At 53.9% G+C, this 23,700-nt stretch carries 18 protein-coding genes; 6 read left to right on the top strand and 12 right to left on the bottom strand.

The window, feature by feature from the left end; genetic code table 11:
• Nucleotides 1-5: 5 nt before the first annotated feature.
• Genes OLTU_RS22650 through OLTU_RS22660 form a run of 3 tightly spaced genes read right to left on the bottom strand, consistent with a single transcriptional unit; the run spans nt 6 to nt 2,866 of the window.
• Nucleotides 6-1,652: a caspase family protein gene (locus OLTU_RS22650; protein ID WP_141735026.1), complete on the bottom strand. Its 1,647-nt coding sequence runs from the start codon at nt 1,650-1,652 to the stop codon at nt 6-8.
• Nucleotides 1,653-2,294, bottom strand: coding sequence for a hypothetical protein (locus OLTU_RS22655; protein ID WP_141735027.1), 642 nt, complete (start codon nt 2,292-2,294; stop codon nt 1,653-1,655).
• Nucleotides 2,291-2,866, bottom strand: a complete 576-nt coding sequence (locus OLTU_RS22660; protein WP_176736871.1) for an RNA polymerase sigma factor — start codon at nt 2,864-2,866, stop codon at nt 2,291-2,293. The genes OLTU_RS22655 and OLTU_RS22660 overlap by 4 nt, the downstream gene beginning before the upstream one ends.
• A gap of 211 nt (nt 2,867-3,077) precedes the next feature.
• On the opposite strand from OLTU_RS22660, the gene OLTU_RS22665 reads away from it, so the two are divergent.
• Nucleotides 3,078-3,629, top strand: coding sequence for a VOC family protein (locus tag OLTU_RS22665; RefSeq protein WP_218110204.1), 552 nt, complete (start codon nt 3,078-3,080; stop codon nt 3,627-3,629).
• A 14-nt stretch (nt 3,630-3,643) separates the two neighbouring features.
• Here OLTU_RS22665 and OLTU_RS22670 read toward each other — a convergent pair whose 3' ends face one another.
• Both OLTU_RS22670 and OLTU_RS22675 read right to left on the bottom strand, forming a co-directional pair.
• Nucleotides 3,644-4,486 (bottom strand): substrate-binding periplasmic protein, encoded by an 843-nt coding sequence (locus tag OLTU_RS22670; RefSeq protein WP_141735029.1) that lies wholly within the window; start codon nt 4,484-4,486, stop codon nt 3,644-3,646.
• A 122-nt stretch (nt 4,487-4,608) separates the two neighbouring features.
• Nucleotides 4,609-7,056, bottom strand: coding sequence for a PAS domain S-box protein (locus OLTU_RS22675; protein WP_141735030.1), 2,448 nt, complete (start codon nt 7,054-7,056; stop codon nt 4,609-4,611).
• 318 nt (nt 7,057-7,374) lie between these two features.
• Between OLTU_RS22675 and OLTU_RS22680 the strand changes: the two genes are divergently transcribed.
• Nucleotides 7,375-7,776, top strand: a complete 402-nt coding sequence (locus tag OLTU_RS22680) for a CARDB domain-containing protein (protein ID WP_141735031.1) — start codon at nt 7,375-7,377, stop codon at nt 7,774-7,776.
• A gap of 55 nt (nt 7,777-7,831) precedes the next feature.
• Here OLTU_RS22680 and OLTU_RS22685 read toward each other — a convergent pair whose 3' ends face one another.
• Together OLTU_RS22685 and OLTU_RS22690 are read right to left on the bottom strand one after the other, a co-directional pair.
• Nucleotides 7,832-10,201, bottom strand: coding sequence for a parallel beta-helix domain-containing protein (locus OLTU_RS22685; protein WP_141735032.1), 2,370 nt, complete (start codon nt 10,199-10,201; stop codon nt 7,832-7,834).
• Nucleotides 10,202-10,341: 140 nt separating this feature from the next.
• Nucleotides 10,342-11,040: a TetR/AcrR family transcriptional regulator gene (locus tag OLTU_RS22690; protein ID WP_141735033.1), complete on the bottom strand. Its 699-nt coding sequence runs from the start codon at nt 11,038-11,040 to the stop codon at nt 10,342-10,344.
• A 204-nt stretch (nt 11,041-11,244) separates the two neighbouring features.
• Here OLTU_RS22690 and OLTU_RS22695 point away from each other — a divergent pair, with 204 nt between their 5' ends.
• The 4 genes from OLTU_RS22695 to OLTU_RS22710 all read left to right on the top strand — a co-directional run bounded on the left by OLTU_RS22695 (nt 11,245) and on the right by OLTU_RS22710 (nt 14,251).
• The gene (locus OLTU_RS22695) at nt 11,245-11,604 is read left to right on the top strand and encodes a hypothetical protein (protein WP_245676835.1); all 360 of its coding nucleotides are present in this window, start codon (nt 11,245-11,247) and stop codon (nt 11,602-11,604) included.
• Between the two features lie 287 nt (nt 11,605-11,891).
• Nucleotides 11,892-12,191, top strand: coding sequence for a hypothetical protein (locus OLTU_RS22700; RefSeq protein WP_141735035.1), 300 nt, complete (start codon nt 11,892-11,894; stop codon nt 12,189-12,191).
• A gap of 91 nt (nt 12,192-12,282) precedes the next feature.
• On the top strand, nt 12,283-13,428 hold the full coding sequence (locus OLTU_RS22705) for a hypothetical protein (RefSeq protein WP_141735036.1): 1,146 nt from the start codon (nt 12,283-12,285) through the stop codon (nt 13,426-13,428).
• Complete coding sequence (locus tag OLTU_RS22710) at nt 13,406-14,251, top strand: hypothetical protein (protein WP_141735037.1); 846 nt, start codon at nt 13,406-13,408, stop codon at nt 14,249-14,251. The genes OLTU_RS22705 and OLTU_RS22710 overlap by 23 nt, the downstream gene beginning before the upstream one ends.
• Here the strand turns inward: OLTU_RS22710 and OLTU_RS22715 are convergent.
• From OLTU_RS22715 to OLTU_RS22735, 5 genes are all read right to left on the bottom strand, one after another.
• A complete protein-coding gene (locus tag OLTU_RS22715) occupies nt 14,238-15,761 on the bottom strand; it encodes an RCC1 domain-containing protein (protein WP_141735038.1) in 1,524 nt (507 codons plus the stop codon). The genes OLTU_RS22710 and OLTU_RS22715 overlap by 14 nt on opposite strands.
• A 16-nt stretch (nt 15,762-15,777) precedes the next feature.
• Nucleotides 15,778-18,621 (bottom strand): coiled-coil domain-containing protein, encoded by a 2,844-nt coding sequence (locus tag OLTU_RS22720; RefSeq protein WP_141735039.1) that lies wholly within the window; start codon nt 18,619-18,621, stop codon nt 15,778-15,780.
• A 406-nt stretch (nt 18,622-19,027) separates the two neighbouring features.
• Nucleotides 19,028-21,886: a 7TM diverse intracellular signaling domain-containing protein gene (locus OLTU_RS22725; protein ID WP_141735040.1), complete on the bottom strand. Its 2,859-nt coding sequence runs from the start codon at nt 21,884-21,886 to the stop codon at nt 19,028-19,030.
• 100 nt (nt 21,887-21,986) lie between these two features.
• On the bottom strand, nt 21,987-22,697 hold the full coding sequence (locus OLTU_RS22730; RefSeq protein ID WP_141735041.1) for a lysophospholipid acyltransferase family protein: 711 nt from the start codon (nt 22,695-22,697) through the stop codon (nt 21,987-21,989).
• A 15-nt stretch (nt 22,698-22,712) separates the two neighbouring features.
• Complete coding sequence (locus OLTU_RS22735) at nt 22,713-23,684, bottom strand: class I SAM-dependent methyltransferase (RefSeq protein WP_141735042.1); 972 nt, start codon at nt 23,682-23,684, stop codon at nt 22,713-22,715.
• Nucleotides 23,685-23,700 lie beyond the last annotated feature (16 nt).

A 23,700-nucleotide genomic window follows, 5' to 3' on the forward strand; every position in this document is an offset into this window, starting at 1 on the left:
CTCCTTCAAAGAGTTGTCCCCAGGGTCACGCGCCCCGTGATCGGCCGCAGGGCATCCCGCCGTTCATCCCAGGCGACGACTTTGGTCCGAAGGGGATAGACCACCGCACCAAGTCCGGCAAACCACGAGCCTACCAGGTTGATCGCACGCAATTCGCAGGCAATGGCAGGATAGATGATTCGCAGGTTTTGCCGACGCTGATCATAGCTTTCGTTACCGATCTGCCGCTCGATCGTCAGATATTCCAGGGAAAGGCTGGTATCCATCAAAAGCCTCGGCATCCAATAGGTACTGAAACCGATGCCGGCCTTGATGAGATCGGCGTTGTACGTCAGGTCACTGACGTCATAGTCGACGGTTTTTTTGGAGTGTTCGCTCAGTCGATGATATTCAATCGAGGCAGTGAAGGGCGTTGCCAGGATGGCCTGCAGGCTCACGCCCAAACCCAGGCTTGTGGCCTGACGCAAGGACGGAGCATCGACGCCCAGGTCCACCGGGATCTGACCGAGAATGACCTGCACCAGCCACGTGGATTTGCGAGCCAGCAGCGAGGTCACGGAATAGCTTTGATGAGGCTCCAGATACATATAGTGATCCATCAGGGGCTGATCCGGATGTTCGGGATCCAGAAGCGCGACGCGCACATGCCCCTCCTCGGCCTGGCGGGGTTGCCAGAGCGAACCTTTCAATCGACCATTGATTTTGAGGCTAAGATTGCGCCAGACTTCGGAATCGGCAAATATCAGCGGAAAGCCGACCTGTTCCACTTTCCCCTTCAGGATCAGAGGATCCATGCCCTTCAGATTCACCAGAGCAGTAGGCGTCTGGCTGCCGCGGGTAAAATCGTAGGTCATAGACCGCGCATACTCATGCGCTTCAAAGAGGGATACGGCCCCGTCCAAATTCGCGTCATTTTTTTGGAGGCCTTTCAAAAGAAAATGCGTGTATACATCGTTCCTCAGCACCCGATTTTCCCGGGCAGGTTCTCCCCAGGAGCTGGCCGAGAGTACCATCATCGCCGATGACGCTTCATGGAGAGGCTTGGACTGGACATGGCCCTTCATGGATTTCAGTTCGTCGTGAATGGCACTCGGCAGAGCGGATTTGCCGCTTCCTGAGTGGCACAAAGCCAGAATCAAGGCCTTGCGCTGGGACCGAAGGCGACGCAAGCGATTTTCCAGCCAGGCAATGGACAAGCCATTGTCCCGAGTCTGTTTGAAGGTCGTATCATAGACCACGGCGTATCGTTCCATCTGCCGCGTACTGGAAAAATCCAAAGTTCCATGGGTGGAAAGATAAACGAAGACCATATCCCGTTCGGAGAGGTTTCTTCTTTCAATCTCATCCAGGGCCTCGGTCACCCGTGCCAGCGTCGCCTCCTGACCTTTCAGAGTGATGACGTAATCCTGATCGGTCGCGTTGTGGCTCTGAATGAAATTCTGAAAATCATCGACGTCCTTTTGAGGGAATTCCAAAGCGGGATACTGACCATCCGCGAAGCTGTTGATCCCGACGAACAAAAAGAGACGACGCGGCTCGATGGCTTTTTCCACGGCCGCCGGTGAGAGCACTTTTTCGCTGACGCCGGCCTGGGCCGACAGGCTGATGAAGAAAGCCCAAAAAGCCAGGAGAGCACGAACCTTTTTCGACATTCAAGGGATCCTTTCCACCGAAAATCCGGCGAATTTTTCGGAGGTTTTTTCCAGATAGCGGATGCCATGAAAATGATAAATTCCCGGTCCATCAGGTTTATAGACGATAAACCCCAATTGACCCTTGATGGTTGCGATACTGGATCCGATGCGGTAGTGATCCACAATTTTTTCCCATTGGCCGGTCGGGGTCTGCACCAGAATATCGAGTGTGAAGCTCTCACCCTGAAAAAGGCCCGGGGTTTCCACATAGAAAATCACCCCGTCCTCCGGCAGAAGTCGGGCCGCTTCGCTGCCCGGCACGATGTCCCCGTTGGCTTTCAAAATGGCAAAGGCCAGGGTCGAGCTTGGCAGCACAGCAGCCGCTGGGGGAGCGGACTTTATCCCTGACATCACCGAAGACGGCGCGAAGGTCCTTGCTGTCACGAAGCACAGAGCGATGACCGCAGCCGCCGCCAGAGCATAAGGCCGTCGCGATCGTTTGGGACGAACCGGCTCGATGTGTTCGATATCGGCGGCAATCCGGGCCCAGAGCTCATCATCGCTCGCCGTCATGGCGGGAATTTTTTCCACGCGCCGCAGCTCGTTCTGAAATTTCCTGCGCCAGAGCATGGAATGCAGCCAATCCACCAGGATGTTCATAGCTTCGCTCCTTTTTTCGACGCAAGCAGGCTCTTGAGAGGGACATACGAGTCTTGCTGAGGGTTGGGAAGCTTTTTGAGACATTCCTGCCGGAAACGGCTGCACCAGGTCGTCAGTGTGGAAAGATTGATTCCCGACTCGCTGGCAATTTCCCGAAAACTCTTCTCCTCAAGGTAATAGGCGGTCAGGGCCTGGCGCCGTGCATCATCACGGGTCAAGGCCAGCTGGTTGAGAACGATCTGGCAGAAGCGCTGCGCTTCCAGATTGGATTCCTGATTGGAAGGCGTGCTTGCGGTTGAGCTCAAGGCGGCATCTTCCACCTCGCTCAGAATGTAGTGGCGATTTTTCCGGATCGACCTGGCCAGCTGGCGCCGGGCTATGGTATGGAGCCAGGCCTGAGCCGTCGCCTCGGACTGGAGACTGTCCCAGGAGCGATAGGATTCGACAAAGCTTTCCTGGACAAGATCAGCGATCTGTTCGGCTTTTGTGACACCCAGACGCCGAAAATAGGCCTGCAAGGCACCGACATACCTTTGATAAAACACCAGAAATTCGGCCTTTTTTGAAGCCATTCGCAGGCAGTTCCCCATGGAGTCGGTTTTCAGTTGCTGGGAAGTATAGTGGACGGGGCAGGAGCTTTTGTCTCAAATAATTTCAAGCGGTGACGTGATTAAATTTTAAGCAAAACAGCAAACCTGACTTGACGTCAATGCTGGCTTGATCCGGAAGGGTCCAGGTTTCATAATATCCAGATCATGCACGGACAATTTTCAGGAGGCAGAGGTGACATCGAGGAAGAAGAAGGCGAAAGCCAAGGCAAAGAAAAGCACGAAAGCCAAGAGGAAGACGACCCGCAAGGCGACCAGGTCCCGGTTGAAGGTGTCCCCTATCCCGGAAGGATACCGCACCATCACGCCTTCGCTGATCCTGAACGGTGCCGCGCCCACGATCGAATTTTGCAAAGCGGCGTTCGGAGCCAAAGTGAAGGGCATCATCGAAGGGCCCAACGGCATCATCGTCCACGCGGTGGTGAAGATTGGCGACTCCCTCGTGCATTTTGGCGAAGCCATGCAGACCTTCACGACAAAATCCAGCATTATGCTGTATGTGAAGAATGTCGACAAGGTTATGGAGCAGGCCGTGGCCGCCGGAGCCGAGATTGTCATGCCCTTGGAAAACATGTTCTGGGGCGATCGCTATGGGATTGTGAAGGATCCGCAGGGCAACCAGTGGGAAATAGCCACCCACATTGAGAATGTTTCCAATGCCGAATTGAAGAAGCGCAGCAAGGCGATGATGCAGCAGATGGCTGGCAGCGGCCAACCAGGGGAATAAGTTCCATCCCGAGTTCAAGTCGGCTCGGGGACATAACTTCCCAGCAAGCCGCCGTTGGCAGGACATTGGAGAAAGGACATCCAGCAGCATCCCTGTTTCACAGTGCTGGATAATTTCTTCAAGACCTTCTGCTCGATAGCGGCGAACTGCTTCTCCTTTCTCATTTCGTGCAGAACACGACTCAGCTGAGGCGCCAGGCTGACGAACTTCGATTTCTTCGACAAGCCTATGAAATACGGATTCGGGTCAAACCCGCTAAATGAGCTTTTTTTAATTTTCCCCGATAAGCATCGCTTCATGATCATATAGTCGAGATTGCCCTCGATCCCTGGAATCACATCGATCCGGCCGGCGAGCAGCATCTTGATCAGTTGATTCTCTTCGGTCACGGAAACTTTTTTGAGACTGCGATCCTCATCGAACCTTTTGAAGTAGGCCGACCCACGGACCACTCCGATGGAACGCTCCTTAAGGTCCGCATACGACCTGATCTCGCTTCCAAGCGTATAGAAAAAGATGTCGAAGCCGTCCCACACGGGTGGCTCGATGAACATGACGGACTCCGCCCGCTTTGGCGAATGGGCAAGACTCGTGATGACATCGACCTTGCCGTCTTCCAGCATTTTCAGACAGCGTGCCCAGGGGCATTTCAGGTATGAGAATTCAATGCCTGTCCGCTTTGTAATCTCCGTTAGAATTGCGACGTCAATCCCACCGAACCCGTCTTCGTCGATAATTTTCAAAGGAGGCCAATGCACCATGGCCACGACGAGTCGGCTCGATTTTGCGGCCACCACGGTTGAGCTGGTCAGGAGACCGAGCAGCAGACTTGTAACAAACAACTGAAGGAGTTTCATGTTAGCCTCTGCACAAGAGACGCAGATAAGCTCAACAAGCAGCTCTCAGGAGATTACCCTTCAAAACTTGAAATGGCTAGCCAGCCCATAGTGCCTGGTGCTGTCCGCACGAGCCTCATCCATTACGGTGCTTCCACCGTCTCCGCGAATTGAGCTATGGTCGCAAGGAGTTGCGAAGGTTTGATTGGCTTCGATAAATATTCATTGCAGCCGATTTTGAGACAACGCTCCCGGTCCTCCTTCATCGCATGGGCGGTCAGCGCGATGATGGGCATACGCCATCCGAGGCTGCGGAGTTCACTGGTCGTCTCATATCCATCCATGAAGGGCATCTGCATATCCATCAGGATGATGTCATAGGCCTTCTCATGGATCTTGCGAAGAACCTCGTTGCCGTTTTCAGCAATATCCAGCTCGATCCCCGCATTGTGCAGGACGCACTGAAGGTAGAGCTGGTTGTCCGGCGCATCCTCTGCGACAAGGATATTCAGACCGTTTAATCGCACCCTATCAGTTTTGGGAGGACGCGATGGTTCCAAAGCATGGACTTCAGTGTCACCCGAGGGAACTTCCCCCACGATCTGGATGGAGAAAACGCTGCCGCAGCCGGGCCGACTTTCCAGCAGATAAAGGCCTCCCCCCAAAAGCTGCGCCAGGTGTCGCGACAGGACGAGACCCAATCCGGTTCCGCCGTACCTCCGGGAGGTGCTGGCGTCGGCTTGAGTGAAGGGCTGGAAAATTCTGGCCTGCTGCTCTTCAGAAATGCCCACCCCTGTATCACGAATCACGAACTCGATCTTGACGTCCTTGTCAGATCCTGGCTCAAGAACTCTCACGATCAGGCTGACCGAACCATGATCCGTGAATTTGATGGCATTGCCGACGATATTGCTCAGGATCTGACGGAGGCGATTGGAATCGATGAGGATTCGTTCAGGCAGATTTTCGGCCGTTTGAACCTCGATTCGAATATCCTTTTCACGGGCGCGTTCCTCGAAGAGGGAAACGACCTCGTCCAACAGCTCGCGAAGAGACGTCACGTCTTTCTGAATGATGAGGCGTCCGGCCTCGACCTTGGAAAGGTCCAGAATATCATCGATCAAATGAGCCAGACTCTGCGCATTTCTTTGAATCGACGTGATGTACCGCTGGCGCTGGAGGCTCGAAAGCTGTTCATCCGTAATCAATTCGGAGAAGCCGAGAATGGCATTCAGGGGTGTGCGGATCTCATGGCTCATATTGGCCAAAAATTGGCTTTTGGATCGGCTGGCACTTTCCGCGGCCTCCACGGCCTTCCTGAGTTCCTCACTCATATTTTTAAGTTCCGTTGTCTCAAGGGCAACGACACCGACGAGAGGGATCTTTCCAGCGTTCGTGATGACCGGGAAAATACCGGAGAGCCAGTGGTGCTGTATTCCAGGACGCAGACGGATCTCGCTCGTGTATTCCAGATCAGCGAGGGCAATCCCGGTATCGAAGACCTGCTTCATGGAGGATTCCACGCGTTCCGATTCATAGGCGAGGATTTCTGTTACCTTCCGCCCCAGGTGGGTTTCAGGAGGCAGTCCATTGGAACGGGCAAGATAGTCGTTGATGCGAACATAACGGAGCTCCCTATCGAAGAAGGCGAAGCCGACAGGAGCATGGACGAGCATGGAATCCAACCGCGCACGCTCAAGATCCAGGTCCGCAATGAGTTTTTCCCGCTCCTCGTCATGAAGCTTTCTTTCGGTAATGTCCTCGGTGATGCCAACGATCCTGTAAACAAGCCCCGCTTCATCCCTGACGGGAAAAGCCCTGGCCGAAAGCCAGGCCGTTTTCCCCTGCTTCGTGATACGGAACTGGGCCATTCCTTCGACGCCTGAGGTTTGAATTTCGTGCAGAATGGCCTTCGCCACCGGCTGGTCGTCGGGATGGATCATCGCCCATGCTTCATCGTCTCCAAAGGTCCTGAGGGTCTCCATCGGCAGTCCATAGACGGCTTCGCTCGCGGCGCTGAAATAAATGAAGCGCTGCTCATGAAGGTCAAGGATCCAAAACGCTTCGCGGATATTTTCGGAGAGCTGACGAAAGCGTTCCACGCTCTCCTTCCAGATCGCCTCCTGGGCTTGCCGTTGACTGACATCCTGCACAAACGCCATCAGGCATCGGGAGTCTCCCGGCGTCGCGCGCACGATGGAGGCCGTGAATTCCAAGCAGAGAACCACCCCATCGGATCTGAAGCAGCGGAGTGAACAAACCTCAGCCTCCTTCGTTCCGTTCAGCAGGGAGTCACGAAATTCGCGAAATTTATCCAGGTCATCCGGGTGAATGGCATTCTCAAAGTTCCTTTTGATCAAAACGTCTGAAGAATACAAAAGCCATTCGCAAAATTTCCGATTGGCCCGAACGAGATGGCCCCTTTCAGACAGCAGAACAATCCCCATGCCTCCCTGCTCAAACGCACAGCTGAAAAACCGGTCGTCAGGCGTCCGGGTCAGTTTGAGTAAGGAGGAGCTGATGACACGGCCCAGCTTCCAAACCTTATGGAAGCCTGAACGGCAGAGGGAGATCAGTTCAGTTATCGTCATCCGGAAAAGCCCTTCTCATTCTGGCTGCTGGGAAAATGAGGTATGACGGAAGAAGCCAGCGGTCAATCCATGATAAATTATCATATTCATGATCGGGAACCCATGCCGGCCGTATGGTCGGGGGGAGAAGTGTGGAGGATCACATAACCATGTCGGCAGTAACCAGACTCATGACCATACGTATCAAATCATAGCAGGTCTTGTAAGATCGAATGAGTTGATCCTGATCGTATCCCTGCCCAATACTGACGACGACCCCGGGTGCTTTCACTTTGGGAAGGCTCAGAACACACACGCAGGAACAGGATCACTAACATCATGAAAAAACTCTTGAAAATTCTTTCGACTGCAGCTCTTTTGGCCACCATAACAGCCTGCGGCGTGCAGGACGATGAGGCCTCCACAGTCTCTTCCGTGGCAGCTCCCAACCTTAAGGCCAGTGCTCCGCAATTTAGATGCGGTCAGGGTGTGGTCGTCATTCAGGTGACTAACGTCGGCAATGCCAACGCAGGCAGCAGCTTCATTCGCATCGATCAAAGCAACGCGCCTTCACAGGCCTTTTTTGTCAAGGCTCTGAAGGCCGGTGAAAGTCAGCGGATTGGCATAACCGCTAAGTATAAAGCTGGCAAGTTGGACGCCACCATTCAAGCCGATTCCACTAAGACGGTTGCGGAATCGAACGAACGGGACAATGTCCTTCGTTTGGTTTGCGAGGGCTAAAAGGCGAGGCCACCTGGCGGTCAGCCAGGTGGCGTGGTCATCGACCCAGGGTCTTTCATTCCTTGCAGGTACCGGGCAGACTGCGGATCCATTCCGAGACGAGCGATACGCCCTCGGTATGGACCATGGTTTTGGCCAGCTCGGGCATCTTCACAGCGGCCTTGATGGAGTTCATGCGATCCACCAGGAGGGATTTTTCGGGCTGACCCGGCACGATATCGAACAGGGCTCCGCCGGTCCCACGACCTGCCGCAACCGGCGGCTTGCAAAGGCCCGAGTTGACACCTGCCGGCTGACCGATTTGCAGAAAGAGCGCCGACGTGCTGGCCTTGCCGGACGGGCTATGGCAGTGCGCGCAGTTGATATCGAGATAGGTTTGCGCCCGTTCCGCCAGGGATCCACTGCCGGGTTGATTCCAGATGGGATAACGCGGAATGCTCTGGAAATCGGCAGGTGCTCCGACAAGGCGACCGGCGTTCATTAAATATTCCAGCTGATTGTGACCGCTGAGCTCGCCATGTCCCTCCCTGTTGAGGTAACCGGCCTTGACCCCGATGGGCGCTCCATTCAGGTGACAGCCTACGCATTGAGCCATGTTCGGAACACGGTAGGTGTTGCTGCGCTTTTGCCCCTGGCTATCGATCCAGCTGACATCAACAGCGGCACCACCCCGAATCAGTTTCGCATCGGCGTGATCCGGCGCCCACTGATAGGTCAGCCCCATCCAGCCTTTTTCCCGATGAATGAGGAGCCTTGTTTCCACCAGCTTCCGGGAAGCCTCGGGATTGCGCAGGTCACTTGGAAAATAAAAGGTCTTCGCGATCACCGTGCCGACGGGCAACGCCAGGGCCTGGGTGGCATGATACGCCGCGCTCGTGCCGGGTGGCAAAAACAGGACTCTGTCCTTGCTGGAGTAATCGGAGAACAGCGGTGTGGTCAGATCATAAGGATAGCCGTCGTCCTGGGGTTTCGACAGCGGATCGCGGGCGTCGGTGAAAAGATTGTAATGGCTGAGTTTCGGACAATCGACGGCCAGGGCGTCCCAGTTGATGCCTTCAACCTTTTGCTCACATAGCTGAGCGATTTCGTCTTCCGTGGGGCGATTCGGATCAGGCTCGGGAAGTGGAGGCACAGGCGCCAGCTGAACCGATCCAAAGGCGGGATGCTCGCAGGCATGGGCGGCCATGCTCCGATTCATTTCTCCTGGCACAGGCGACCACCAGTTTTGCTTCCAAAGCTGCATATTGCCGAAGTAGGAATGATCCCCACCGTCGTGCTCGTTGTAGCCAATGCACAGGCGTTGAGCGCCGCTGAGGTCGGCCGCAAGAATTCCGCCCTTGCCATCCGGAAGTCCCATCCCATCATAGGTGATATGAGGCACGCGATGAGGAAAGCTCAGGGCTGCCGCCACCAGACCGAGTTGATTGCCACCGATCACTGCGAAACCACCGGCTTTGCGCATGACGTTGTCATGAATCCAGACATGTTCCGGAACTGCATCATAGCGGGGATCGTCAAAGGCCTTTTGCGTGACGTTATAACTGACGACCGCTATGCTGGTGGTGTTGTGGCGTTCGATGGTATTCCGAAAGACTTCCACATCATCGTTGGCCATGACCAGGATACCCGTGCCCTGGGGAACCGTGGAGACAATGTTGCCGACTGGCGCAAAGTTTTTGAAGTTATTTTCATAGATGAAGTTTTGATAAACGCGTGTGCCGTGTCCGCCCTGAACCATCAGGTTGGGAAGGTTGAAGACCAGAATGCCACCCGTGTTGTTGGTCGCCACGTTATCATGGACATCGGCGTACATGGAGTTTTCAATTTCAATACCGGCAACGTTATATTCCACACGATTGCGCCGGACCACGATGTTGCTCGACTGCCCAACATAGACACCGGCATCGGACGCTCCGATCACGACGCTATCTTCCACCAGTACATTCGATGACTCGACGGGATAGAGTCCATAGGCTCCGTTTTCCGCCGAGCCGCGTTTGGTCCATTCCACGCGCACGCGACGGATGGTGGCTCCGTCGGCACCGATTATTTTAATGCCGTCTCCTGGATGATCGATAATCGCCAGGTCTTCCACAACCGTATGATCCGCATACGAAATGATGGCCTGAGGGCCCTCAGCACTGGTCCCATAGACGAGTGTGGTGGCGTTCATGCCCGCGCCTTTGAGTGTGATGAAAGGCGTGGTGATGCTCAGCTCCTGATTCATAACGAAGCGTCCTGCAGGCAGGAGCACCGTATCTCCCGGCTGAGCCAGCAGGAGCGCTTCCTGAGCATCGAATTCCAGATGAGGAGTGGCAGCAAGATTCCAGACTTTGGCACTGGCCATGGAACTGCACAACGCCAGGAGCAACAGACCGGCGGCGGTCCATTGCAAGCGCACGGGGCGCTCACGCAATCGTGTCATAAGACTACCTCTTTATGAATAGAATGAACGACATTGGGGAAACGTAGCGATGGTCTTAACCTGTGCCAGGGCCTTTGGCAAGGGAACTTGTCGCCGATTGCGTCGGGAAGTTGTTGCAGAGAATGATATTGAGCAAAACTTTAAGGCGTCGGCCCTGATGCACTGGGGTTTTCACGCAAGCCATCGAGTACCAGGGAGATCAAGGTCGCGATCAGCTCCAGAGGATGATAGGCGATGGTTTCCCTCAAATATTCGAAGAGCAAACGTTCGATGGCCCCAATGACAGCCAGCGAGCTGATGCGAGCGTCAAAGGGTCTTAAGAGCTGCCTCTGCTGAGCGATCTCTGTTAATTCCAACGCGTGGTGCATAATCACCTGCGAAAGTTTGATCAGAGGCTGCCTGGCATCCGTCGGCGCCCCTCGGGATTCGGCCAAATAAATGAGGATAAGATCGGGAACATTCAGGCAGGCCTGGGCCATCCGGGTTGCCATTTCCTCATAAGCGCTGAACAGGGCGCTTTCCCCTTCAGCCTGCTGCATCCGCTCCTTGGCCTGTTGAAACGCCTGTTCGAACTCCTGGCTGAGGGGAGCAAAGAGAAGCCGGACGAGCTCGGCTTTATCTGCGAAGTAACTATAAAAGCTTCCCTTGGATATTCCAGCGCCTGCGACAATGTCATCGATTGTGACGCTTTCCACGCCATATTTCTTGAAGAGTTCCGTCGCGGCTCGAAACAAAAGCTGCTGCTTGAGACGGCGGTTCTCATCCCGCTTCCCCCCAGGCACCCCTGGACGTTGCCGAGGCAGGCGATCCGGATCGGAAACTCCCATTTTTCTTGACACGCGAAGCACCCTTCCAATATATTGACCAAGTAGTCATAATTTACTTTTGAGGCTGCTATGCTGGGCAACCTGCTTGGAATTCCACTCGGCCTTGTTTATTGCAATGCTGGCGAATGGTTCATACATAAATATGTGCTTCACGGGCTTGGGAAAAGCAAGAATAGCTTGTGGAGCTTTCATTGGCATGAACACCATCGCCTGACGATGAAGAGTGATTTTAGCGATCCGGGCTATGATCGGTCCCCATTCGGCTGGCATGCTCAAGGCAAGGAAGCTTTGGGACTGGCCGTGCTGGGATTGGTCCATCTCCCTCTGATTCCTGTGGCTCCGGTCTTCGTCTGCACCGTCTTCTATGGCATCGTCAACTACTACCGGGTTCACAAGAAAGCGCATCGGGATTTCAACTGGGCAAAAAAACATGTGCCGTGGCATGTTGAGCATCACATGGGCCGCAATCAAAATCTCAACTGGTGCGTGACAAAACCCTGGTTCGATCACCTTATGGGCACAGCGACCTATAAGGAGGGGAAACCACTCGCCGCAAAAATTTCGAAGTCATCCTGAGAGGATGGCCTGGCCATGGAACGGCTGGGCCGCAAACCCTGCACCAGATGACATACACGATATTTCCAGCAAACCCGCAACCGTCCCGACCTTTCCCATTAATATATTCGTGCATAAAAAAATCCTTTCAAACGCTTCCCTAATGGGAACCCGTGCCATGACCATTAACTGGCTGGCTGGTAAGCATTATTTTCGTCGACAGTTGAAAATGATTTCTGTTATGCATCGCATGCACATTCATCGATTTGGTCTAATGTTTGAAAAGAAAACGAATTGGAGGTGACGTCATGAAATTCAAGAAATCAGTTACAGCTTTGGCACTCACAGCATCGTCGTCCGCATTTGCTTTGATGCGCCCGCCCGTTGAAACCAAAACCATCTGTCTGGACATGTATGAATCCGCTGAAGGCGCGGCCTATGCTGGCACCTGCGATCAGTCGGACAACAACGAAACTCTCAAGAAAAAGATTCTGGAGAATGGTTGTGCGGAAGGTCAGTTGGCGATGACGGCTCAAAAGTGGGACAAGAGAGGCGAATTCTATCCCAGCATTCATTCCTGCCTGCCCCCCAATGTGGCTCAACTTTAATTCGTAAACACACGGCGCGGCGAGATTCGGGAACCTGCCTCAATCCTCGCGCCCTTGCCGGCCAGCGGTCCGCGAATCCACGGGTAAGACCATGAACACATACTATTATTGGCCTTATGATGAAGTCACGGTTGAGCTGACAGAAACTCAGGATAAACTCAACCTGACGACCCCGTGGATGCAAGCGTCACTGCCTGTCTCGGCATCCAATCGTCCTGCTGCCGTCGAGCTTGTTGAAAAGTTCGGAAGCGGCACGCTCTCGGCCCAGGATATTCCCTTCATCACAAGTCTTTTTGAAGTCGTCAGGCTCTATCCCTTCTGTTATATCCTGCCAACGCCCAAGCACGGTGATCGTCCTGAAACCATGGATGTCCCCAAACTTTTGGATCATGACCTGGTGGATTCCGGCCCCCTGGATCTCCTTCTGGCAACTCTTCAAAACTCTTCGCCAGAGTTTGGCCCCTCGGAAGCTGAGATCAGACAGCTTTTCAGTCAGCTGAACCGCCAGGAATGGGAATGGGATGCTGAGGCCGCTCTGGAATTTTCAATCCTGGGCGAGCGCATTCACCCCGAAAGCCTGTTTTCCGTCATCCGTCGCTTTCATCTCCTGGAAGTCATGGAAAATGACAAAGGCTCCGAGATTTTTCAAAAGATTGAATCGCTGCCGAAGAGTTCCTTCCAGGTCGCGGCTGGCCTTTTGATCCGACAGAATCACTATGTTACGGAAAAGTGCCAGACGTCACTCGCCGCGGCCCTGGATACCGCGGGTCAAGCCAGGAAACGGGTTGAAGAATTCATGGCTGAAGAAAAAGGTCACGATCGGATTCTGGACGTGGCCCTGAAAGCCATCACGGACGAACCTCAAAGCATTCCTGTGACGTCGTCGACCCAGATCCTGATGCATTTATTAAAGTATGTGGCCGGACGCAACTTTCTGGCCTTTTCGATGGTCATCGACATCTTTGAACGCAGTTCGTTTCAATCCATGGACCCCCTGGCGAGTCTCCTTTTGAAGGGAGGCTTTGAGAAAGCGGCACGACAGATCAGTCGGCATAAGGATATCAACGATGCCGGTGGGCACGAAAATGTCGGGGTCAGCTTTCTTGCCTTCATGGCTCCCTGTGACAAGGCATATGCCCGCGAAGCCATCCGCCTTGCGGAACTGGTGAGCCTCGTCTTCAATAGCATTACGGCATCGGTCTGGAGCTTATACTGTGAGAAGTCGCGAAGTCTGTAAACTCATTCTGTGCCTTCTCCTGCTGAGCGGCTGCGTTCATCCCTGGCAGCAGGTATTAATAACATTGAATCAGCCCTCGGCACCTGCGCGCCAGCTCCTCAATGAAGACCTTTATCAGCTCAATCAGGCTGAGTTGGAATCCCTGAAAACGATGTGGCAACCCCAGGAACTTGAGCTCCGAAAGCTTGGGCTCGATAAAAAGGCGCTGCGCCTTCGAAAGTTGAAGTTTTTCCATGAGAAAACGCAGGAGGCGAACCGGGAGGTTCTGGCGTCTCTGGAGAATCCGGCCGAGCTGGGTCAACTGACTTTTGATGAGGCACAACGGATTCTGGATGAGGCTCGCCATCATCAGGTGGCAGGTCCGGCCCAGGTTTATCGCTTTGCTCGCGCGAATGAAATTGGCTTTTGCTTTGGACGGGCATTATTGATTCACTATTCTCTGCTTCGAGCCGGTGTTCCTCAAAATCACATCGCGAAAATTTTCAATCTGGGTGAATTGAAAGTTGAGAATACATTCTGGCATTTTCACGTCGCCGTCATCGTTAACAGCCGATCCGGATATTGGATCCTCGACCCGCTCCACCCGCAGCCCATGTCCGTGGAGCAGTGGGTCCGCATCAATCAAGGTTATGATGTCAAGGCACCCTGGTCGCAGGCAAGATTTTACATTACGGATCCGCGTAAATTCATGCCCTCGGGAGGACAGTACGAGGAGAGTGCCATGAAAAACTCGGTCTACGGAGATTATTTCAAAAGCCTTATTCCCGCTCTGCTTCAGGATAGGACGACAGTGGACACATTGTCCGCTCTTAAAAATCACTGAAATCAATCGGGATCGCCAGACCTTTGGTCCCGTTTTCATCCAGACCGGACACCGGAAGCAGGCGTCCCCAGCAGCTCACGCTATCATCCAGATGCAAGGCACAGCTGAGGCTATCCCCCATGGCCGCGCCGATCGCCGGCTTGATATCCACGACGGGCTGGGGAACCAGCGCGACGTTATTGAGGCCGTTGAATTCCGCTCCCGCTCCAAGCTGCCCTCGGCTGTTGCTTCCCCAGCAGCTCATCAGACCTTCGCGTCTGACGACACAGCTATGCTCATAGCCGACGTAAATCTGCTGGGCGTCTGTAAATGTGCCTATCAGAACCGGCAAAGGTCTGGGTTCCATGCTGATCGGAAATTCCTGCTTTCTTCCCCAGCAATGGACCTCTCCATTGGCCCGGACAGCGCAAACAGTGGCCTGAGCCGCACTCAGATCGACGATGTCGGTGAGCGCGATATCGAGAGGCACCAGGGAAAAGGCATTGGCCCCCTCACCTTGCGCCAGTTGACCAAACTCGTTGCTTCCCCAACAGGCCACAGTTCCGTTTTCCCGAAGGGCACAGCCGAAGTCAGCCCCAGTCACAATCTTTTTGACCTGACTGAGATTCTTGACCGCCGTCGCCGTCAAAACCTGTGGCTCCATCGAATCATTGCCGCGCCGACCTCTTAAATTGCTGCCCCAGCAGCTGACCGTCGCGTCCTGCAGAAGGGCACAGGCGAAATCGTCGCCGACAGCGATCGAGCGGGCGGGTCCCACTTTCGCCTGAACGGGTTCCACGATGGGGTCAGGACTGGTCTGCTCGTTGCCGAGCTGCCCTTGAGTGTTTTCTCCTGCACAGGTGACGCTGGCATCAGGCTTAAGGCTGCAGCCGAAAGCATCCAGTTCCGCCCAGGATTGAATAGGTCCGAAGTCCTTAAATTCTTGGGCTTTCTGTCCACGTCCATCAAAACAGAACAGGAAGCCATCAACCCGGATCGCGCAGATCCTTTTTTTGCTCGCCACCAGCCGGTCGATCCAGGGCTTCTGCGTCAAAGTCAGGGTTAACCGCTTCGCTTCACTTTGCGGGCTATCCTTGACTGTGGCGACGATCTCCGGTCGACAGGGAGAGAATAGACCTTCAAAGCGGCTCGGGCTTGATCCGACCACCTGGACCGTATTCAGGCTCTCGGTCGCTTCCATTCGAATATCGGGCCAGGCACAGTCCTTCTTATCCAGACTAAAATTGATCTCCTGGCTTGAATCGCCATCAGCGCTGGCTTTGATAACAATCGCGCGAATTTCGGTGTCAGGCAGAATCCCATCCTGGCGAAAGAAGGGATTATCCTCAAAAAATACCGAAAATTTGACGTCACCTTGAGACCCAGGTTCATCATTCGGCAGAACCTGCTCCGGATCAGCTGCAGGCGCTTTTTTGGACTTTTTGCCCTTGCACTGGCTATTCATGACAACGATAAAACCCAGGCTCAATAGCATGAGAAGCCGGGCGGTTTGTTTCAAAGCCTGATTCATGTCAGATCCTCAAAGCTCAGCGGCCACGGCTGAGCGAAAGTGAATGGAATACAATGGCCCGATAGACGCGCAAGGATTTCCGATCCAGTTCCCGGGCCAGTTCATGGCCCACCAGAGCCTCTTCCACCTCATCCTGAAGTCTGACCAGTCTTTCCGTGAGATGGTCGGCAAACAGCACGCCATAGACCTGGGGCCGCTGCACGATGAAGCTGGCGGGAGTCGCACCCGCCTGGGGATTCAGCACCCGATAGAAGTTGGTGGCCGGGTCCCATTGATAGGTGACGCCACAGGCGGTAAAGCCGGCATCAGCTTCCAGAAGATAAGACGGCAAATTGCTCGCCAGCATACGATTGCTATGAATCAGCTGAAAAAATTCGCCGGGGGTTGCTGGACATTCCCCCTGAGCAATCAAGGGTAAACTTAGGTCCCCTCGCAGAAGCTGCCGCTGCGCGATCGCAGACTTGAGCATGGGCAAGGCCTCACGGGCGATCTTTTCGTAACCAATACGATGGAACGGTTCCGGATCCTTCGTAACGAGATCAGCAAAACCAAGGGGTTTGAAGTCGGACGTCATGAGTTCAAAGTAAGCATAGCTGGACAGGAGCTGTTCGACGATATAAGCCACGGCTTCGGGATTGGCTATGTTCTGGTCGGCCTTGGGATCAAGGCTTGCGATGATTTGATTGTGCATCGCGGCGTCCTGAGGCACGGTGCCCTTGACCTTGAACTTGGCATCCATTTCCCGTCGGCTGCGAACGGGGTGAGTCAGACTATAAAAATGATGGATCAGGGCGCGCTTGTCCCGGAGAAACTGCCAGGTTAAACGATAGCTCTCATTGTATTCGAAAGGCGCCGTGAAGATCGACTTGGCGGCCGGAGGAAAAAAGACGCCCGAATCGGCAGGTGCAATCGGGTCAACAAACACGATTTGGCCTTGAATGGCCTTCAGGCAGTTTGCCATGAGGTTGCCGTTCTTTGCAAAAAATGCATCGAAGGCGGCATAGGAATGAAACTCACCGTTGCTATCGAAAAAGAGTGGATCCCGTTTGTCCCGCTCCTGCTGGAGCACAGCACAGTTGGCCAAATCGCTCTTCAGCAGGGCCCCGATGCCTCCGGCCAGGCGGTTGATATTGCCTTGGATGCTTGTCAGGAGCCGCATCGTTTCCGTATGATTGCGGGCGGCCTGCGTGCGGATATCGTGAATCTGTTCGGACACCAGCTGCTTGATCTCCTCCTGGCCCTGCGCCAGGCGATTGATGCCGTCGATGGTCGCTTCCTGGCCCTTAAAGAGCTCAATGAAGCCGGCGCGGGTCACCTCAATAATTTTCTCGGTACTGTCCCGAATATCGCGCCGGATGGCGACCTGGGTCTTGCGAATTTCAATCGTCTGTTCATAAATTTTTTCCTGGCCTTGCTTCAGTTCCTGGATGCCCGAGTTGACGACTTTCAGGGCCTCCATAACCTCCTGATGACGCTTGGCACCGGCCGCATCGCCACTGGTTTTCTTGCCACCAAAAAGAGAGACGGCTGACGATACCATCCCTGAAACATCACCCGTGAAATATGAGATGGCCGCCTGGGCTGCCACTTGCAGCACTCCAGCCACCTTATCCGCTTGCGGCCCTGAGCCGAATATTCCAGTTTGCTTGCCGATGGAGATGATGCCACTGCTGAGATCGCCCCATTCGCCTTCGTTGAAGGCCTGCAGAGCATCCAGAGATTCCTGCGCGACGTTGATCGCCTTTTTGAATTCTTCCCTGTTGACGGCATCCGGCAGAACCTGATCCGCCAGCGCAATAATTCTTTCCTTGCTTTCGGCGTCCAGGCTTACTTCACCTTCGATGATCCCATACGAAAGATCAGCCAAATCCAAAAGGTTTTCAAACTTTTTAAGATTGGCGCGATCGTTGACACCGATCACAGCGTCAACGAAGGGTTCCTTCTCAAGATCACCCAGGGCGTCTCGGATCGTGCTAAAGCTGTTACTGTTGATATTTTCATTCAGAACTCTCTCGATGGTCGAGAGACTGCTTTGAATATTCTTCCCATGAGTTTCCAGCTCATTGATGAGTTTTTCCTTGCTTTCGGCAACGCTTCTTAATTGTTCAAAAGCGGCCTGGGCTTTTTCAACGGATTCCTTGATCGCTTCAGGACTGGCCACGGCGCGTCGAGCCCTCTCCCGGACCAGATCCTCGAGACTTTTCCCTTCACGCGTGGCATCCTTCAATGCTTGAAAAGCCCGTGCCGAAATGCGAACCAGCTCTTCAGCGCTCACACCCTGGCGTTTTAATTCGTCGGTAAAGGGATGACTGGGAATGCTGGCGAGTTGCCAGTTATTGACCCCCAGGTCAGCCAGGGGCATGAAGGCCGCCATGGCCAGTTCAGGGGAACTGAGGCCACCCAGGGAGGCGATCTGCTGTTCCAGTTGGGCAAATCCATAGTCGACCAGCTTATCGGTTTCCGCTTCAAATGTTTCGATAATTTTGCGTTCGACATAGGCGATGCCTTGATCGACAGCGTACTGGTCGGCCCAGCGCAAAAACTCGGGGCGCAAGGTCCCGGTCGCCTCTTTAAGGCGGTCGCGAGCTTCCTGCTTCAACTCCGAGGTGCTGCGATTGACTTCATCGCGGGCGCCAGCCAGGGCTGAGGCGATCAGGCTCTCCAGCTCTTCGCCGCCGATTTGCTTTTCAGTCCGGGCCCTTGCCCTTTTATATTTGCTTTTCAGGTCTTCCGTATCAATGTCGACTTCGCCGTCGAGGCTGAGACCCGCTTGCTTTGCACTGTCGGTAATCGTGACAATGTCGCAGACGCCGCCCAGGCTGCTTAACGCCCGACCACTCAGATTCCGAGGGCTTTCCATAAGCTCCCGACAGCTGGTGTTTTCCAGGTAGTAGGCGGGAGGAACGGCCTCAGGTTCAGACTTTGACTGCGATTTTTTCTTACAAGACCCCGTCCCAATCATCAGGGACAAGCCCACAAGCCCCAAAACGAGCGACCGATTCAGCATCTTTTTCGTGCCCTTCTAGTTCAAACGGAGGGTCGTGCCCAAAGGACTTTTGTCGCGACTCGCCATGTGAAGGATAGATATACTGCAGGTAAGAGCAAAATCCTGGCCACTGATGGCCGCGAGCCGGCATCAGGCGCCGTTTGAGGAGTTTTCGAGCCTTAATGTTCGGGCTGATGACAGCCCTTGCGTTTCTTGTTGATTGTCTTGACAGTCCTTGCGATCGAGTTGGTCACAAGGGAATGCTGAAGGGGGCGGGGGATCAGGCCGAGGCAGCCTTCAGCCCGCGGTCCTGATGGATCCAGTAAAAGTGCTGCTCGGGAAGGCTCATGACCACCACGAAAGGCGCTCTCTTCTTTGGCTCGAAAGGGAGCAGACGCAGGGAGACCTGGCCACCGATATCCTCGATATAGGTCTTCACAGCGCTCATGCCCATGCCGCGACCGGAGATTTCAGTCACCTCACTTTTGGTCGACACGCCAGCTCCAAATATGAGGTGGGCGAGCTTATGCGAATCATTCAGGTCTTCGTCCGGGAGAAGGTGGTCCTTCTGAGCCTTGACTCTCAAAGCATTCAGGTCCAAGCCCTGACCGTCATCAAAGTAACTGATCATGAGCAGGCCTTTCTCGATGGCGGCTTCGCAGACAATGCGCCCTTCAGGGTTTTTATGGCAGGCTGTCCGCTCACTCGGCGATTCGATCCCATGGTCCAGGGAATTTCTGAGCAGATGGATCAGGGCGTTGTAAAGAGCATTCGCGGCCTGCTCCCGCAGCACCATGGGAGGAGTGTGTGTTTCAATCCGTGGAGCAGCTTTCTGAAGATTACGCGCCATGGAGTCAAGACCCCGGGCCGCCTCGTCCATGACGGCCGCGACCTGGGCATAGCATATGGCCAGCAGCTCCTCCTGCACCGCGCGAAACGTTTCCTGGGCTCGGAAGGGGAGAGTTTCGGATTTCAATTTATGTATGTCCTGGACCATCTTCTCCAGGGCCGCTCGGGACACCTTGATGAATCGATTCTTATCCTGCCAACCGAGTCGCTGTTCACCGACCCGCTGGTATTTCAAGAGGATGTCCTCGACCTTGCCCAATTGCTCAAGAAGACCGGTTTGGTCCCAGAGGACTGGATCGCGCAGCACCTGGGAATAGAACTGTTCGACCTCGTGACTGGCTGAGGAGATCGCATGCAGCGAATAGGTCCTGGCAGCGCCCTTAACCGTATGCATATTGACGAAGAGGCGTTTGATCACCTCGGGCTGTGGTTTCGAGGTGGACGTGATCAGCGCACGGTTCTCGGCGAGTTGCTCGCGGGTCCTAATCAGGAAACGGATGAATTTTTCTTCAGGCAATTGAATCAACTCGCCCAGAATGCCAAGATCCTCCTCCTGCTCCCGGTTCTTGCGCTGCAGGTCCCGAAGTTCCGTCACATCGCGAACGCTGACCAGGAAGCGATCAATGCAGCCGGCCTTATCGGTCATGGGATTCCAGTCAATTTCGAAAAAGCGGTTTTCCTCGCTGCCCGGCCATCGATAGTGCAGCTCACGTATGAAGTTGGCTTCATTGAGCTGAAAGGTCCATAGCGGCTCCTGAAGGTTGGCGTTCAAGCAGGATTCGACCATGTCCTTGCGCTCCTCATCGAGGTCGGATGGGTTCAGCAGGAAATCACGAAGAGTTTGACCTTCAATCCTGTCCTGCCGCATGAGCTCGGCAAGATAGCTGGAGTGAAGCTGGCCCACTCTCTGTTCAGGACCTGCGACCGTGAAAATACCCTGCTGGATATGGTGCAGGATCGACTTGATATCGCGAGTCTGGCGATCGACTTCATCCTGGAGTTTGAAGCTGAGCTGCTCGGCTCGACGAAACGTCCGGGCAAAGCGAATGGCGACGATCTGCGACTGGAATATCATGAATAACGCCACTCCATAACCTGTCGCGTTGTCGGGAAGAAAGGTATATCCCATCGTATAGGCTGCATCGTTCAGTGTGCCTATCAGCAGGAAAAATCCGCCGGTCAAGGAGATGAACGCACCTTCTTCTTTCCTGACCACAGCTTTGACCAGGAAGTAAAAACAGGCGAAGAAGAGAAAAAAGCCGCTGTAGCGCAGAAAACTGTCAAAGGACGTATAGATGCGCTCGGGCAGCAGAAGGACAAGAGCAACGAGCGTGCCGCATATGGCCTTCGCGGCCTGGACAAAGCGCTGCGGTATCTGCGCTGGGAAGTAGGCCTGAAGGAACATGAGATAGAAAAGGGGTCCGGCAGACATTATGATATGGCGCTCTTTGATCATGACTTTGTAGAGGAAGAAAGGGTACTGAGCTGCCAGGTATTCCGTGAAGCTATTGCCGGTGGATAAGAGAAATATGCGGACGCAGACGATGGAGACGAAAAGAGCCAGGAGGAGGCTGCCCTTATCTTCGGGTCGCCACAGGTAAAAGCTGCAGTTGAAAATTCCCACATACAGTATGACGCCGATGAGCCAATATTCAAACTGCGCTACCTGACGTTCTTCTTTGAAGACGGCATCGGCCAGGCCGATGCTGGGCGGAATCCACAGGCCGCCCCAGCTATGGTGGAAGTTCGCGACCTGGATGAGGATGAAATAATCCTGCTCGCTTTCCACTTCAAAACTGGGTGTGTTGTGAAATTTGATGGTCGGCACGTTCTCTTCGACACTCTTGCTGACCCGGCCCAGTTCCACCAATGGCGATTGGCTCTGACGCCCATCCATGCCGAAAACATAAACCCTGCTGCTGGTGAAAGCCGAGAACGCTGTAAAGGCCAGCCGACTGCGCTTGAGACCCTGAATTCGCAGAACGTAAGTCGCATAGCCGATATCATGGCTGGTGTGCTCGGGTACTGTGGTTTGGAAACGCTGCCCTACGGTGGCAAATACCGGCTCCCCGCCCCGTCCCAGACGGGTCAGATACTGTTCGGGGGTCAAAAGCTCATTCCAAAAGAATTCCCACTCTCCATTGAGCTGGACCGCAGGAGTTCCCGCCCAGGATTCCAGGTTCAACACCCCCTTCTGAGCCGTCCGGGTTTCTGCTCCAATAACCGCAGAGCCATGGAGGAGAATGCCGGCCGCAAAGCCTATAAGCGTAAGAGCCAAGGACTTAAACATATAAGATGCCTTTGAATTGCTGATTTTTAAATATTGTAAAGAGTAATTGGTTGTGAGTCCACTGAGGACTCCCTCACTCGGAGATTCATTTGGTGGGAATTTACGAGCCGGTCGCTGCGCGTTGTACAAAGACACTGCGGACGGAACTCACGAATTCCGGCAGCAGGTCGGAGTTATATTTTGGACTTTCGATCGGTGGAAGAAAGCTCACCGTTACCTTTCCTGGTCGGAGATTCCATGATAGACCCGGACTGATATCGTCCGGCGTTTCCACATAAATCGGAACCACGGGCCGTTCCAGGTCCATGGCCAAATGAAAAGCACCCTTGTTGAATTTTCCCACAATCCGGGAATCAATGCGCTGACCTTCGGGAGTCAGAAACACGCTTTCACCTGTGCGACGGAGTGTGCGCGAGGCCTTTTGGAAGAGGAGGACGCGTTCCTTGGGGAATTTCTGATCCGGTGTCCAAAAACAGCCAAGGATTCGACCGAGCACAAAAAAGGCCGGAATTTTCTGCAGGAAATCACTTAGAAAATACCGGGTCCGCGGCAAGCCGAGGGACAGGATCACAAAAATGTCCAGCGTTGAGCGATGATTGCAAATCCACACAACCTGCTCCATCTTTGGCACCGCTCCCTTCACATTCACTCGAATTCCGAAGATTCCAAGGAAAATTCGTGAGCATGCTGGCAACCAGGCCTGACGAATCCACTCCAAAGCTGAACCCAACGTCAAAACATAGACGACAAACGCCAGGAAGGCCGCCAGATGCATCCAGAGCGTCGCCACAAGAATTCGTAATGCTTTCATCCTGACGCCTTCCAATTAGTGAATCTCACTGATGCCGTCTGACTGAGGGGTACAGATCGCCGTTTGCATGGCCATATTCAGGTGCTGTTCAAAAGCGAAGATCGGTTTGGTCAGCGCTTCACCCACGAAATAGGGATAGATTGCTTTGCCAAAATCCACTCCTGAACCTTTTTTCCGTTTAAAAATAGCGCCCGCAAAGAAGTAAAAATAAGCTGGGAAAGCCCCGTACGGCAGATACTGGTCCACAATAAATCCGCTTTTTCTCAACATGGTCAATAAGGATTTACGATCAAAGAGAAGAGTATGCTGCGGCGCCTGCAGGCCAGGCCACCGTTCCTTGAAGAACTGAAAGGAAAGGCTGTCCAGCCTGGGAACTTCAAGAATGAGTTTGCCACTCGGCTTGAGGAGCTTTCGGATTTGCGCCAGAGTCTCAACAGGCCTATAATCATGCTCCAGAAAATGCCACATCGTGACGAGATCAAAACTTGACATCTCCAAATTTTGATCGAACAGGGTTCCATTCAGAAATCGTGCTTTTGCGAATGCTGGGCTCTGTGACAAATCCTTGAAGTCCACGCCCGTGCCCATGGCCCCGGTCTCGTTATGCACCTTCTCCAGGAACGTTCCAGCTCCGCAGCCGATATCCAGAACCTGACTCGAAGCATCCAGTTCCACATGCTTTCGTACAATGGCCCATTTATCCCGATCATGCTTGCCCATGCGGGAATTATAGAACCTTGTGAGGATGCCCCAGTTGGTTTTCTTGCGATGGGCAATGTATTCCTCGTCATAGAAAGCACCGATTTCGTCAAATACGATACGCGGATGCTGGTAGGCTAAACCGCAGGAACGGCAGCGCACAAAGTGAAAGGTGCCGGCCTTTCCGCTTAGATCATCCTGAGCTTGAAGGAACGGTCTGTGATTTTCGGAGTCGCATAGGTAGCACGCGACGTCTTCAAAGGTGTACGTGGATTCTGTATTCAGCATAACGAAACCTTTCCAA

This window comes from Oligoflexus tunisiensis, assembly GCF_001748245.1.
Lineage (GTDB): Bacteria > Bdellovibrionota_B > Oligoflexia > Oligoflexales > Oligoflexaceae > Oligoflexus > Oligoflexus tunisiensis.